Source organism: Bacteroides sp. L008 (assembly GCF_040812255.1).
GTDB lineage: Bacteria > Bacteroidota > Bacteroidia > Bacteroidales > Bacteroidaceae > Bacteroides > Bacteroides vicugnae.
Map to the genome: position 1 here is coordinate 2,156,786 of NZ_JBFNXO010000001.1, position 14,915 is coordinate 2,171,700.

Annotated in this window: 13 protein-coding genes and 1 pseudogene; 7 read left to right on the forward strand and 7 right to left on the reverse strand. The window is 42.3% G+C overall.

Annotated elements, in window-relative coordinates; genetic code table 11:
* Nucleotides 1-20 precede the first annotated feature (20 nt).
* From AB3G73_RS08840 to AB3G73_RS08870, 7 genes are all read right to left on the reverse strand, one after another.
* Nucleotides 21-1,289 carry an ABC transporter permease gene (locus AB3G73_RS08840; RefSeq protein ID WP_195649425.1) on the reverse strand — a complete coding sequence of 423 codons (1,269 nt, stop codon included), beginning with the start codon at nt 1,287-1,289 and terminating at the stop codon, nt 21-23.
* Between the two features lies 1 nt (nt 1,290).
* Nucleotides 1,291-2,568 (reverse strand): ABC transporter permease, encoded by a 1,278-nt coding sequence (locus tag AB3G73_RS08845; RefSeq protein ID WP_259023235.1) that lies wholly within the window; start codon nt 2,566-2,568, stop codon nt 1,291-1,293.
* Nucleotides 2,569-2,624: 56 nt separating this feature from the next.
* A complete protein-coding gene (locus AB3G73_RS08850; protein WP_148364826.1) occupies nt 2,625-3,251 on the reverse strand; it encodes a DUF2807 domain-containing protein in 627 nt (208 codons plus the stop codon).
* Nucleotides 3,252-3,318: 67 nt separating this feature from the next.
* Nucleotides 3,319-3,984, reverse strand: coding sequence for an ABC transporter ATP-binding protein (locus AB3G73_RS08855; RefSeq protein WP_008999908.1), 666 nt, complete (start codon nt 3,982-3,984; stop codon nt 3,319-3,321).
* A 17-nt stretch (nt 3,985-4,001) separates the two neighbouring features.
* A complete protein-coding gene (locus AB3G73_RS08860; RefSeq protein ID WP_122135840.1) occupies nt 4,002-5,249 on the reverse strand; it encodes an efflux RND transporter periplasmic adaptor subunit in 1,248 nt (415 codons plus the stop codon).
* A gap of 181 nt (nt 5,250-5,430) precedes the next feature.
* Nucleotides 5,431-6,807 carry an NAD(P)/FAD-dependent oxidoreductase gene (locus AB3G73_RS08865; RefSeq protein WP_148364824.1) on the reverse strand — a complete coding sequence of 459 codons (1,377 nt, stop codon included), beginning with the start codon at nt 6,805-6,807 and terminating at the stop codon, nt 5,431-5,433.
* Between the two features lie 137 nt (nt 6,808-6,944).
* Nucleotides 6,945-7,850, reverse strand: a complete 906-nt coding sequence (locus tag AB3G73_RS08870) for a glucosaminidase domain-containing protein (protein ID WP_148364823.1) — start codon at nt 7,848-7,850, stop codon at nt 6,945-6,947.
* 110 nt (nt 7,851-7,960) lie between these two features.
* On the opposite strand from AB3G73_RS08870, the gene cdd reads away from it, so the two are divergent.
* The 7 genes and pseudogenes from cdd to AB3G73_RS08905 all read left to right on the forward strand — a co-directional run.
* On the forward strand, nt 7,961-8,443 hold the full coding sequence (gene cdd / locus AB3G73_RS08875; protein ID WP_148364822.1) for a cytidine deaminase: 483 nt from the start codon (nt 7,961-7,963) through the stop codon (nt 8,441-8,443).
* A gap of 2 nt (nt 8,444-8,445) precedes the next feature.
* Nucleotides 8,446-9,285 (forward strand): AraC family transcriptional regulator, encoded by an 840-nt coding sequence (locus tag AB3G73_RS08880; protein ID WP_004300715.1) that lies wholly within the window; start codon nt 8,446-8,448, stop codon nt 9,283-9,285.
* 88 nt (nt 9,286-9,373) lie between these two features.
* On the forward strand, nt 9,374-9,955 hold the full coding sequence (locus AB3G73_RS08885) for a DUF417 family protein (protein ID WP_320980433.1): 582 nt from the start codon (nt 9,374-9,376) through the stop codon (nt 9,953-9,955).
* 99 nt (nt 9,956-10,054) lie between these two features.
* Complete coding sequence (locus AB3G73_RS08890) at nt 10,055-11,428, forward strand: FAD-dependent oxidoreductase (RefSeq protein ID WP_195649421.1); 1,374 nt, start codon at nt 10,055-10,057, stop codon at nt 11,426-11,428.
* Between the two features lie 377 nt (nt 11,429-11,805).
* Nucleotides 11,806-13,506: an ABC-F family ATP-binding cassette domain-containing protein gene (locus AB3G73_RS08895; protein ID WP_367744556.1), complete on the forward strand. Its 1,701-nt coding sequence runs from the start codon at nt 11,806-11,808 to the stop codon at nt 13,504-13,506.
* Nucleotides 13,507-13,553: 47 nt separating this feature from the next.
* On the forward strand, nt 13,554-14,390 hold the full coding sequence (nudC, locus tag AB3G73_RS08900) for an NAD(+) diphosphatase (RefSeq protein WP_342989077.1): 837 nt from the start codon (nt 13,554-13,556) through the stop codon (nt 14,388-14,390).
* Between the two features lie 18 nt (nt 14,391-14,408).
* Nucleotides 14,409-14,702, forward strand: a pseudogene (locus AB3G73_RS08905) (hypothetical protein); the annotation flags it as partial.
* Nucleotides 14,703-14,915: the final 213 nt, after the last annotated feature.

Here is a 14,915-nt window from a genome sequence, read left to right on the forward strand (position 1 = left end):
TATAAAGTTCAGTATATTTCTTACTCATCTCTTAGTGCTTCGGCCGGTTGCACTTTCATTGATTGCAGAGCCGGATACGACACGCCAAGAATAATCATTATTGCCATCAAGAGAGATGTCAGTAAAATGGCTATCAGGAAACGGGATACTGTAAATGCCATTTGTGATATATCTACCAGCTCACTATATCCAATGTTGAATGCAATCAATACGGCAGGAAGAGCCGACATGCTTAACAGTAACAAACCTTCCGTAATCAAACGATAGAATATGTTTTTCCGGTTAGCTCCCATCGCCATGTGTAAAGCGACTTCTCCCCGGCGTTGCTGAGTACGGAACCAGAAAGTACCGATCACTCCCAGAAAGATATTCAACAACAGGAAAAAGAGAATACAGAACTGGGTGCGCAATTCATTATCATTGTCTATCTCACTGGCGGTCCGGACTTTGCTTAATGGGGTGACATCAAGTATATAAATATTCCCTACTTGATAGATACGGTCGGCATCATTCATAAGACGTTCTACAAACCCATTGTCTACGCCTTCTCGAACACGCAGGCTCAACTCAAGATAGGCTACATTTTCGACCGTTTCCATTTGTTCGTCAGAAAGATAAGTGCCGATATATGTCCCGGTAAAAGGTTTTCCGGCAATATTATAATGATCGTAGCGAACAGGCTCCGTTAAAGCTGCAATACGAAGGTTGGTATCACTCGTGCGAACTTCTTTAGCCAAAAGGTCTTTTCCATGGAAAGTGGCATCCGGATAATAGTCTGCAACATCGACAGGAACGATTATCGTATTTTTCTCCAGAGCTTTCACCAGACTTTCATAACCGGAACCATCGATATTCCGAAAACGGAACACTTTATAATATTCAGGAGTTGCCCAACGATCCATCGTACTTATCCAAACCGTGTCATTATCCGGGAAGCGGAAACTCGCTCCACTGCACCCTTCATTATATGGAATACTGTTTTGAGAGATACAGACAGATTCGACCTCCGGATGACGGGACAAACGTCCGGCTATTTCCCTTAAAGCAGCCATATCATCTTTAACAGTCAGCTCCGGATTGAAATCGGTAGATTTATCGGTAAGACGATTCATGCGTAATACATACGTATTTTCTATATTAAAGCCCATTGGCTGATAATAAATATGCAAAGTGACATAAACCAGATCAACGATATACCACAAAACGACAAACACCAACAATAGCTCAATCCATAGAAAAGCATTGCTCCGGCGCTCATTATATATTTGTTTCAATAACTGTTTCATCATTTTATCTTTGGTTTATTGCATCTACAATGTTCATTCTCGATACTCTCCAGGCCGGAATACCGGCACTCAACAGGTTTAATAACAGACAGAAACAGAATGCTACAAGGAATGTCAGCGGACTGAATAGCATATCAGTGGAAAGAGAAGTTTCCCCGGCAAGACCTGCATTCTCACTGTTACCGAAAAGGAATGAGTTTAACAGAAAAGTAGCTGAATAGCTCAATATCAGCCCCAGTACTCCTGCAAGCAGTGTCAATATCAGATTCTCCCAGAATACCTGTCGCAACAATTCGTTGGCAGTAGCACCGAATGCTTTCCGGACACCGATTTCTGTCATACGTTTTCGCATACGGGATAAAGTCATGCTACTTAAGTTGATAGCCGGAACCAAAAGTAGAATTACAATGATAAGAACGAATCGCCTGACAATGTGTTTCATATCCAGGTCTGTCCCCCAATGACGATAAAGGTAAGCAAATTGAGTATCCGGCTGACCACGATAAACCAATTCCATATCCTTCAACTTACTATTGTAGACTTGACGGTATTTTTCTACTTCAGCACGGATAGCCGGGAAATCGTCGGACGAACGTGCAAGGATGACCGCCCGCATAGGCCCCATCAGATTTTCTCTCCACGAGAAAGAAGCCAAATCTGTCGAAGTATAGGGAATCCAGACTTGTGCATAAGAAGCTGTCGCCAACTTTGATACGTCTTTCACTACTCCTGTAATGGCATAATCGGCTTTGTTTAATTGGATGGTACGTCCTGCCACGTCAGTTGTACCGAACAGACGACGTGCCACACTGGCAGAAACGACAGCCTTGGACAGCCCACTCTCAAAATCGGCTTTCGTGTATGGTTTGCCACACAAGAATTCAAAGCTAAAGACTTGCCAGAACGCTTCATCCGTCTCCATTTCATCTACACTCATCCTGCCTCCTCCGGGAAGAGAAGCGCGCATCTTATTATTAACGGAAGTAATGGTAACCGCTTCAGGTATTGTCAATGTCTTAAAGCATTCACGGGCAGTCGTGACAGACATCTGACTGCTGGCAGCATTATTGTGTTGCTCTTTATGCCGGGATGTCATTGCCTTGACATACAATGATCGTGAACGGTTAACCTCCGGCACACAGTCTTTTATCCGTATCTGCAATGTCAGCACGATCACCATTATCATGCAAATAGCCAAAGCTGTACCTACCATACAGACAATACTAATAAGCCGGTTCTCCTTCAACTGGTAAAGAGCTTGCTTTATGTATTGCTTCCACATCTTCTTATTCTTTTTTTGATTTGATTTTACAGGAGTTCACAGAAGAATGTTCTACATTAGAAATTCCAACCTTTCTTTGTTACGTCTTTACATTTCAGGTTTTTGGAATTGATTTTGCCAACGCCATCCCGTTTAAAGAAAGCTGCATCCGCTTTACCGGACACGGTGATATTTCCTACTCCATCCACTTTGGCCTTGATAGTGGTGCAATCAACATTCAGCTTCATATTGCCTACTCCGTCAACATCAAGTTTCAATTCATCGCAATAAAGACTTTTCACGTTGCAGTTACCTACTCCATCAAGTTCGAAAGCTATATTTTTAAGTTTTAGTTCTTCTTTTGCATCGAAGTTTCCTACTCCGTCTATTTTCACTTTGCTCAAATCGGGAGCAGTGATATAGAAAGTCAGATTCTTGACATTCTTGGCATTTTTATCTTTATAAGAGATAACCAGAGTTCCATTTTTCACTGTTACCTTTGTCTTCTCTACAAATTCAGAAGGACCTTCCAGACGGCAGGCACATCCTGACGATTGAGTAAAAATAATATTCCCGACAGATTGCAGGTTTATGGCAGAAAACTCGTCCACATTATAATCTTTACTCACATTTTGTGCCGATAGTGAACAAAAAGCAACACTTAACAGGGCAGCTATTGCAACGATAAAAATATTCTTTGTCATGATGATTTTTAATTTAAAGATACATTAATCTATTTTTCTATTTAGTTCTAATTGTAAGAGGCCATTTCTATTGCACCTGGCGTCCATCGAAAAAACGAATAGTGCGTGAAGTCTGCTTCGCCTGTTCTTCATTATGGGTGACCATCACGATGGTGCGTCCGTCTTCCTTATTCAACCGGTGAAGCAGTTCCATTACTTCAGCTCCCATCTTTGAATCCAGATTACCAGTCGGCTCATCGGCAAGGATTATTTCGGGATTACCGATAATAGCACGGGCAATGGCTACACGCTGGCATTGCCCACCGGAAAGTTGTGTAGGAAAATGATTCATGCGATGGCTCAATCCAACCTTCTCTAATACTTCTTGTGCCAACCGTTTTCGTTCACTGCCAGCCATACGTCGATAAAGCAAAGGAAGTTCTACATTATCCATCACGTTCAACGAATTAATCAAGTGAAAAGACTGAAATACAAAACCGAGCGTTTTATTACGAAAAACCGCCAGTTCCTTGTCTTTCATTCCTTCAGTACGTATTCCGTTGATTTCCACCATTCCCATTGTAGGTGCATCAAGCAATCCCATTATGTTCAGCAGGGTGGATTTTCCGCATCCGGAAGGTCCCATTATACTTAGAAATTCTCCACGTTCTACCGTAAGATTCACATTCTCCAATGCTACCGTCTCAATCTCGTCCGTACGATAAATCTTAGAAAGAGAGTTCAATGTTATCATAACTTCTAGTATTTAGTTTATTTAATTTTCAACTTATTCTTGTTCTTATAAGCACTCATATCGCTTACTACTACTTTATCACCCGGCTGCAATCCGCTCAACACTTCTACATATTCAAAATTAGAATCACCTAACTGTATTTTACGTTTTACCAATTCATTATCAGAGTTGCAGACAAAAAGTTCATATTCACCGCGTCCCACATAGAAAGAGCCATTGGCTACGCGCATTACATCTTCCTTCACAGCATTCATCACATAAACATCTGTCTTTAGTCCGGAACGTAAGCGGCGGTGATTATCTTCTTTCAACTGAACGGTAAATGATATCACACCATTCTTGGATAGTGGTGTAACACTACTAACTGTCCCTTCCAGTTTGTCACTCCCTATCTTAACAATTGCTTTTCCTCCGGCTGCTACACGGTCACCGTACGTATCCGCAATCTCACCTTCCACTTTAAAATGGCTCAAATCAGAAATGATAGCCACCTGTCCGCCTTCGGAAATCTGTGCACCGATCTGGTTATTAATATAGGTAAGAATAGCTTTACGCGGGGAACGGATTTGTGCATCATCCAACGTACGTTTCTTTTCGGAAAGGCTCTTGCGGAAGATATTAAAGTCAAGCTCCTGAACTTTCAGTTCGGCAGCAGCTACTTCCTTCTCATTTTTATATTGTTGCTGAAGTTGTTCGTACTCTAATTGAGCCACATTATAGCTCAATTCAGCCTGACGTACCTTGTCTGTTGTTCCTGCACCGAGACTGTCCAGATAGTGTTCATTTCTCAACTCCACTTTCATCCGGCTCAATTTCATTGCCGAAACTTTTATCTGCATTGCCATATCGGAAAGTTTCGTCTGATTATTGACGCGAAGCTGATCGAGCTTATACTGACGCATCTGTTCCTCGTCCAGCAACTTTTTATATTCAATTTCCGTACTCTGAAGGTCCAGTTTCAGAATCGGAGTACCTACGTCTACGCTATCTCCCCCTTTTTTATAGACTTCAATAATACGACTGTTGATCGGAGAATTGATAATTTCCTCAAAGGCAGGGACAACCTTACCGGAAGCACTGACACTTACCTCGATCACTCCTTTATCGACTGTGGAAAAGACAAGATCCTTTGCTTCCACTCCTGCCCTTAGTACAGATATAAGTACACCGATGGCAATCATACTTGCCACTCCAATGGATGAATAACGAATTATCTTCTTATTACGTTCTTTTTGACGTACTTCTTTAGGAATTTCTCTGTCCATATCTGATCATTTACTATTTTATGATGTATCAATTCGGTACTTTATATACCAAATCTGTGCCAAAACCGTAAATGATTGATAAATAGAAGATAACAAAAAACAAAGGGTGTCCGATATCGGACACCCTGTACGAATTTACCGTTCAGAATAAAATCTATCATCCTGCCGACAGGAGGTCTGTCTACTTGGATGATGATGTAATAGAGGGGTTCTTTTCCTCTTGTACTTGTTCTTTTCCCCAATGCGTAGTCTCTTCCAGCTTTTCACGATCACGAATTTCTTTTGCTTTACGGGCGTAGACAATCATACGCATAGACTGATCGTAAGTGAAATAATTCCATACCCAATTCAAGAGTACAATAACCTTATTACGTACCCCAAGAATAGAGCGCAGATGAACAACCAGCCACATCACCCAGGCAAACCATCCCTGCATTTTTACTTTACTAAACTCTGCCACGGCACGATTACGTCCTACAGTCGCCATCGACCCCAGATTACGATAATGGAAAGGTTTCATTTCCCGTCCTTTCTCCATACGAATCAGATTCTTTGCCAGCAGTTCTCCTTGCTGAATAGCGACTTGCGCCAATTGAGGATGTCCGTTCGGATAATCTTCATCAGCAACCTGAATACATTGGTCACCAATAGCAAACACATTGCTCATTCCCTCCACACGGTTGAACGAATCAACTTTAATACGTCCGCCACGTCCTATCAACGAAGGATCCATGTTGCCGATAGTCACTCCGGTAACACCACTCACCCAAATAAAAGTGCGCGTAGCAATCTCCGTACCATCTTCGAGTACCACTTTATGGTCACGATAGTCCACAACACGTTTATTCAACAGGATATTTACCCCCATTTCACGGAGAAACTGTTCGGCATGAGCGGAAGATTCTTCCGACATTCCGGCAAGCAGTCGCGGCCCGGCCTCAATCAGATATATATGCATCAGGCTACTCGGCATATCAGGATAATCTTTTGGCAGGACAAATTTCTTCATTTCGGAAAGTATTCCGGCTACCTCTATTCCGGTTGCTCCACCTCCTACAATAACGATATTCATCAACTCTTGTTGCTCCTGTTTGGTTGAGCAAGTTAAGGCACGTTCCAGATTCGCAAGAAGAGCATTTCTCAACCCCATTGCTTCCGAAACGTTTTTCATCGGCATGGCTTCTTCTTCAATATGTTTATTACCGAAAAAGTTGGTTGTAGTTCCTGCAGCCAACACCAGATAATCATATTCTGCTTTTCCGATGGAAGTCTGTATCATATTCTTTTCCGGGAAAATGGCACGTACTTCTGCCATACGGAAATAGAAATCTTTCCGGCGCTGGAATATTTTACGAAAAGGGAAAGATATGGAAGTTGGTTCCATACCGGCCGAAGCCACCTGATAAATCAAAGGGGGAAACTGATGATAGTTGTTCTTATCTATCAATACAACTTGGAAGCCTGACTTTTTCAGCTTGTTAGCCAATTTCAAGCCACCGAAACCACCGCCTACTATAACGACACGTTTCTTATTATTTTTTGCAATGTTAAGACTCATATTACAATCATGTTTTATCAAGAATAATAACACATGAATGAACCATTAAGTTTTCGAAATGCAAAACTTTTACGAAGAAAGAAAAAAAGCCGGATTTATTCATCGGTGGCGAACAAAAAAACACTCTATATGTGTCCCTACCGCAGGCGCAATCTATCTCCGATTTCAGGAACATATTCGCCGTCCTTACGATTCATCTTATAAAGATTTTTGAGGCGGATACCATATTTTTGAGAGATACCATGCATAGAATCTCCATCTTTCACAATGTATACGGTATAAGGTTTGGAAGCCTTTTTCTTCTTGCTCTTCAGATAGATGATATCTCCCTCTACTAACGTATAATCGCGCTGCAGATCGTTATACTTCACCAGTTTCTTCCAACTAATGTCAAATTCGTTACCTAAATCTTTAAAGGTATCACCGTTGCGGGCTACAACATAGGCTATATCATTAGCAATATATACCTGATGCGGACTCATCAACCAAGGATTCTTTCTCAGTTTCCGTTCCGAGTATACACCTTTACGGTCATACTTATACAGATCATAATCTTCGATAATCGTAATCAGACGGTTAGCATAGGACGGATCTGTAGCGTATCCAGCTTTTTTCAGTCCACGGGCCCATCCTTTATAGTCTGTGATATCCAGTTTGAAAAGAAAGGCATAACGGGCACCTCTTCTAAGGAAGTCAGAATGATCTTCGTAAGAATCACGAGGATGGCTATAGGCACGGAAACATTCGTTGCGTGCATCATCATCGTGACGAACGGTACGCCCCCGCCAACTACTTCCACACTTAATACCAAAATGGTTGTTGCTCTTTCGTGCCAACTGACTGTATCCGGCACCGCTTTCCAGCAATCCCTGCGCCAACGTGATACTGGCCGGAATTTTATGAAGCTTCATCTGTTCAACAGCCAGATCACTATACTTATTTATATATTCGATGTAACGGGCATTCCGTTTCTGTGCCTGCACTCCTACGGCAAAGAAGAAAACAACAGTTAAAAAGATAAGTCTATACAGTTTATTCTCCATTTTAGTTCAGATGTAGATTAGATGGCACAAAAATCCGAAAAATAATTGGGATTATCAATCTCTTTCCTAACTTTGTAACATTAATTGTAGAAACCAATACCCTGACGTATATGAGAGACCTCACAATTACCGCTATTATTAAAGTATATCAATATGATGAGTTGAATGAGGCCGATCGGGCACTTATGCAGACTGCCATGGAGGCAACAGCTCGTAGTTATTCTCCGTATTCCCATTTCTCCGTAGGTGCCGCTGCGCTATTGGGCAACGGAACTGTTGTGACAGGAACCAATCAGGAGAATGCCGCCTATCCATCGGGACTTTGTGCGGAACGCACTACCTTATTCTATGCCAATTCCCAATATCCCGACCAGCCGGTTGTCACTCTTGCCATTGCGGCACGAACGGAAAAAGATTTCATCGACCAACCGATTCCCCCCTGCGGCGCTTGCCGGCAAGTGATTCTGGAAACGGAAAAGCGTTACAAACAACCCATCCGTATCCTATTGTATGGCAAAGAATGTATCTACGAAGTAAAAAGTATAAGCGACCTACTACCGCTATCATTTGACGCATCAGCAATGGAGGACTAACTATGTTACAACAATATCACACGAAACTAAAAGGGACACTCGCACTTACAGACTCTTATCTGACAGAAAAAGCACTGCAAAAAGAAAAGGGGCTTTATAAATTTATATGGGTACGCAGCGGAAGCATCACAGTAGAAATCGACCATCAGGAAATGATGCTTACCAAAGATGAAGTGATTTCACTCACTCATCTGCAACACCTCGAATTTAAATCGATTGACGGTGAATATCTGACTTTGCTGTTCAACAGTAACTTCTATTGCATCTATGGCAACGACCATGAAGTGTCGTGTAGCGGTTTCCTGTTCAACGGTTCTTCTCACCTGATCCGTTTTACCCTGAATGAAAAAGAACGCAAAGAGCTCGACACCATTACCGAAGCACTGGAAAACGAATTTACCGTTTCCGACAGCCTGCAGGAAGAGATGCTACGCATTCTGCTGAAACGCTTCATCATTCAATGTACCCGCATTGCACGTCATCGCATGAATATCACCCGTGAAAAAGAATCCGGTTTCGAGATTGTCCGCCAATACTATAACTTGGTTGACGAGCATTACCGGACGAAGAAGCAAGTACAGGATTATGCCGATATGCTGCACAAATCTCCCAAGACACTATCGAACATCTTTTCAACCTGCAAACTACCATCACCACTCCGGGTAATCCACGAACGGGTGGAAGCGGAAGCCAAACGCCTTTTGCTTTACAGCAACAAAAGTGCCAAAGAAATTGCCGATATTCTGGGATTTGAAGACCAGGCTTCTTTCAGCCGTTTCTTCAAAAATATGACCGGACAGAGCGCCGTACAATTCAGAAATACACAGGAAGGGAAAAATTGATAAGGCATACGGAAGTATTGCTATTTGAGGAGTATGGGGAATGAACGATCTTTGCAACGTTAGATAAACTCATTAAAACCCCAACAAAATGAAAGAGAAATTTATCGCTTTACTGACCTTCACTTCAAGTCTAAAAGGTTTCGGTATCCAATTTATCCGCGTGGCCATCTTGGTAGTATTTGTATGGATAGGCGGATTGAAGTATTTCCATTATGAAGCCGACGGGATTGTTCCGTTCGTAGCCAACAGCCCTTTCATGAGCTTCTTCTATGCTAAAGATGCGCCTGAATACAAAGAACATAAAAATGTGGAAGGCGCTTTCGTCCCGGAGAATCGTGCATGGCACGAAGCAAACCGTACTTATACTTTCTCCTACGGACTGGGAGCTCTTATTATGAGCATCGGCATACTGGTATTCCTAGGCATCTTTTTCCCGAAAGTGGGACTGGCAGGTGACGCTCTTGCTATTATCATGACGCTGGGAACACTTTCTTTTCTCGCCACCACCCCGGAAGTCTGGGTTCCCGATCTGGGAAGCGGAGAATTCGGCTTCCCATTACTATCCGGCGCAGGGCGATTGGTGATTAAAGACATTGTGATTTTAGCCAGTGCCGTAGTGTTATTATCCGACTCGTCACAACGCGTACTCAAAACACTTAAAAAGAGCTAATCCCCTTTTGCAGAAAGTGCTAACTTCTTGAGATTACGGAACAAATCGTATTTTCAGACTGTTATATAGTCTCATACGAATCGTTAATAAAAAGAAGTTATGAAACAATATGATGCAATAATAATAGGATTCGGCAAGGCAGGAAAGACCCTGGCTGCCGAACTTTCCAACCGCGGATGGCAAGTTGCCATCGTGGAACGTTCCAACATGATGTATGGAGGAACCTGTCCGAACATAGCCTGTATTCCAACCAAAATGCTGGTGCATGAAGCCGAGGTTTCCGCCTTGCTCTACCATGACGATTTTCCCAAACAGGCGAATATGTACAAACAAGCCATCGGCCGGAAGAACCGTCTCACCTCTTTTCTTAGAAATGATAATTACGAAAGACTAAACAAGCGTCCCAATGTAACTATTTACACCGGAACGGGCTCTTTCGTATCTTCCAATACCATAAAAGTAGCGCTTCCGGAAGGGGACATCGAACTGCAAGGTAAAGAGATATTTATCAATACTGGCTCTACTCCTATCATTCCGGCAATAGACGGTATTCAGCACAGCCAGCATGTATATACCAGTAGTACGCTTCTGGATTTAAACGTCCTTCCCCATCACTTGATTATCATAGGCGGAGGATATATCGGACTGGAATTTGCTTCTATGTATGCCGGATTCGGTAGCAAAGTGACGATACTCGAAGGAGGAAACAAATTTATGCCTCGTGAAGATCGGGACATTGCAAACAGCGTCAAAGAAGTTATGGATAAAAAAGGTATTGAAATCCACCTGAACACCCGCGCACAGTCCGTCCATGATACCAGTGACGGAGTGACACTGACTTACTCGGACGTATCCGACGGTACTCCTTATTATGTGGACGGAGATGCCATTCTCATCGCAACGGGACGTAAACCGATGATTGAAGGATTAAATTTGCAAGCAGCAGGCGTAGGAGTCGATGCGCACGGAGCTATTATAGTAAACGATCAGTTGCGTACCACTGTTCCTCATATATGGGCAATGGGAGATGTGAAAGGCGGGTCGCAATTTACTTATGTCTCACTGGATGATTTCCGGATTATCCGTGACCAGCTCTTCGGTGATAAGAAACGTGATATCGGAGACCGTGATCCAGTTCAGTATGCAGTATTTATTGATCCACCGTTGGCACATATCGGAATCAGTGAAGAAGAGGCGTTAAAAAGAGGATACTCATTTAAGGTTTCCCGGCTACCGGCTACTTCCATCGTCCGCACCCGTACACTACAGCAGACAGATGGTATGTTAAAAGCCATCATCAATAATCATAACGGGAAAATTATGGGCTGTACACTATTTTGTGCCGATGCTTCGGAAATCATCAATACCGTAGCTATGGCTATGAAAACGGGACAACCGTCTACATTCTTACGTGATTTTATCTTCACACATCCCAGTATGAGTGAGGGATTAAATCAACTATTTGATGTATAAGAATAAGGCAGAATATAAATCACTCCTAAAATACAGCCTCTGAACAAGACAAACAGAGGCTGTATTTGGAGTAATCAGAGGCTCTGAATGAGGCAAACAGAGCCTCTAAATAAATGAATCTTATTCTTTTTCCACCTCAATAGAGTGAAATCTAACAGAAAGTGTTATCTTTGCAACCAAGTTAAACTATATACCTACCGCAATGAGAATTAGTAAGTAAGACAACACTTCTAAGTAAACATCACTTTTCTTATATGCTTTTTCTATTTTGTTAAGCATCACGAAATCCGTGTTGTTTAGCCAGTATTGTGTTTGTCGTTCCCCTATCCTGTGATTTTCCTTCACGCTATTTCCAACCTCAAACCCAATAGATCATTATGTCTATAAGTATTCAACAAATCAGCTATATCCATCCGGATAAAGAAGTATTATTCAGTGATCTCAATTTCGCCATCAGCAAAGGCCAAAAACTGGGATTAGTCGGTAACAATGGCTGCGGCAAATCTACTTTGCTGCAAATTATTGCCGGTCAACTTTCATCCTCTTCCGGTGTCATTGTCCGTCCGGATGAGCTATATTATATCCCGCAACATTTCGGGCAATATGATTCATTAACCATCGCCCAGGCACTCCGGATAGAGCGTAAGCAACAAGCCCTACATGCTATCTTGTCAGGAGATGCCTCAAACGAAAATTTCGTCGTCCTGGATGATGACTGGAATATTGAAGAACGTTCCATTGCCGCTCTCGATTTATGGGGGCTAGGACAGTTTACTCTATCTTACCCGATGAATTTGCTTAGCGGAGGTGAAAAGACCCGTGTATTTCTGGCAGGTATGGACATCCATCACCCACCTGTCATACTTATGGATGAACCGACCAATCACCTCGATTCTTCCGGCAGACAACGTTTATACGACTGGGTAGAGAAATGCCGCTCCACACTGTTAGTTGTAAGTCATGACCGCACTCTGCTTAATCTTCTCCCCGAAATATGCGAACTGGAAAAGCATCAAATCAATTACTATGGAGGAAATTATGAATTCTATAAAGAACAAAAAACGCTGATGCAGGAAGCATTGCAGCAACGTATTGAAGAAAAAGAGAAGGCACTGCGCATTGCCCGCAAAGTGGCACGCGAAACGGCCGAACGCAGGGACAAACAAAATGTGCGTGGAGAAAAGAATCATATTAAAAAAGGAGTTCCTCGTATTGTGCTCAATGCGCTTCAAGGAAAATCAGAAAAGAGTACCAGCAAACTTAACAGCACCCATCAGGAGAAAGCCGAGAAGTTAACAGACGAACGCAACCAGCTTCGAAGTTCGCTCTCCCCAACCGCTACATTAAAAACCGATTTTAATAGTTCCTCGCTCCACACCGGAAAGATATTGGTGACAGCAAAAGAGATTAACTTCGGTTATCATCCCAATTCAATCAACAGTCATATTCAGATGAATAATGAAGCAAATCTTGCTGATACAGGTAACCATCCCAGTCCGGACAGTAATGATATTCAGGACAATAGCGATTTCAAACAGCAACTCTGGCAAACCCCTATCAGCTTCCAACTAAAGAGTGGAGACCGCCTCCGTATAGAAGGGGCCAACGGCAGTGGGAAAACAACTCTTTTGAAGCTAATCACCGGACAGTTCCAGCCACAGGAAGGAAACCTGACGCGAATGGAATTTACCTATGTTTATCTGAATCAGGAATATTCTATCATCGACAACCGGAACAGTATTCTGGAACAGGCTTACGCTTTCAATAACCGGAACCTGCCGGAGCATGAAATAAAGACCATTCTGAACCGTTATTTATTCCCTGCTTCCGAATGGGATAAATCCTGCCGGAAACTTAGCGGCGGTGAGAAAATGCGTCTTGCTTTCTGCTGCCTGATGATTAGCAATAATACTCCCGATATGTTTATTCTGGATGAACCGACCAACAATCTGGATATACAGAGTATTGAAATCATTACTGCTACCATCAAGAACTATACGGGTACTGTAATTGTAATCTCACACGACGATTATTTCATTCAGGAAATCGGTATCGAGCAACGTATTTTATTAAGCTAGTCTATTGATATTTTATCCGGTAAGTCTACATATCAACCTAGTTTTTTATAACTTCGCAGCGCAAAGAAAAGAATTGGAATAAAATGGATCAGACAGCACAATCATGGTGGTTTATCTTTTATAAAGATCAACTGCTTCTTGAGAAAAAAGGGGATGGTAAGTATGCCGTCCCATATGGAGAAAGTTCTCCTATCATTATGAAAGAAAAAACAACAGTACATAATATCACCACATTGGAAGGTAGAAACTGCAAAGCTTTCTCCCTCTCCTCTCCCATTGAAGAATCGGAGCAATGGACAATGATAGGACTTCGCGCCTCTTATGAATATCTCCCTTTGTCTCATTATCAGACTGCAGGAAAAGCGCATGAGATTCTGCATTGGGATAGAAACAGCCGCTTCTGTTCCGCCTGCGGCACGCTGATGGAACAGAAAGAATCTATTATGAAACGTTGCCCGAAATGCGGTCGGGAAGTATATCCTTCCATATCCACAGCGATTCTGGTATTAGTGAGAAAAAAAGACTCACTACTCTTAGTGCATGCCCGCAATTTTAAAGGAACATTCAATAGCCTCGTTGCCGGATTCCTGGAAACCGGAGAAACATTAGAAGAATGTGTAGCACGTGAAGTGAAAGAAGAAACCGGACTGGACGTAAAGAATATCACTTATTTCGGCAACCAGCCCTGGCCTTATCCCAGCGGTCTAATGGTCGGATTTATTGCGGATTATGCCGGAGGGGAAATCACACTCCAAGATGAAGAATTGAGTTCGGGAGACTTTTACACAAGAGATAATCTACCCGAACTTCCCAGAAAACTTAGCCTTGCACGAAAGATGATCGATTGGTGGATTGAACATCCAAATGAAGATGTATTGAACTAATAATCATAAATCAACCCCATGGAATTATCACCCAAAACACCCCGAATCGAAGTAGTGGATGCTCTTAGAGGATTTGCTGTAATGGCGATTCTCTTAGTACATAATCTGGAACATTTCATTTTCCCTGTTTATCCGGAAAGTTCTCCCGAATGGCTCACTGTTTTGGATGAGGGAGTATTTAATACAACCTTCTCACTGCTTGCCGGAAAATCTTATGCCATATTTGCTCTGCTTTTTGGATTCACTTTCTTTATCCAGTCGCACAACCTGCAATTAAAAGGAAAAGACTTCGGTTACCGTTTTTTATGGAGATATGGCATAAATGGACTTGGATAGGAACCAAGAAATAAGATGAAGAAAAGCAGGCTACGAAATACACACAACTACAAACGAACAACTTACGAATATGAAACTGAACGTATCACTCTAAAGCATCAACAAAACATGTGTATATCCGCAGCCTGCCTGTTGAAATTGAGATGATGCCAATACAACAAGATTCTCGCAAGAAGGATTAGCAAGTGA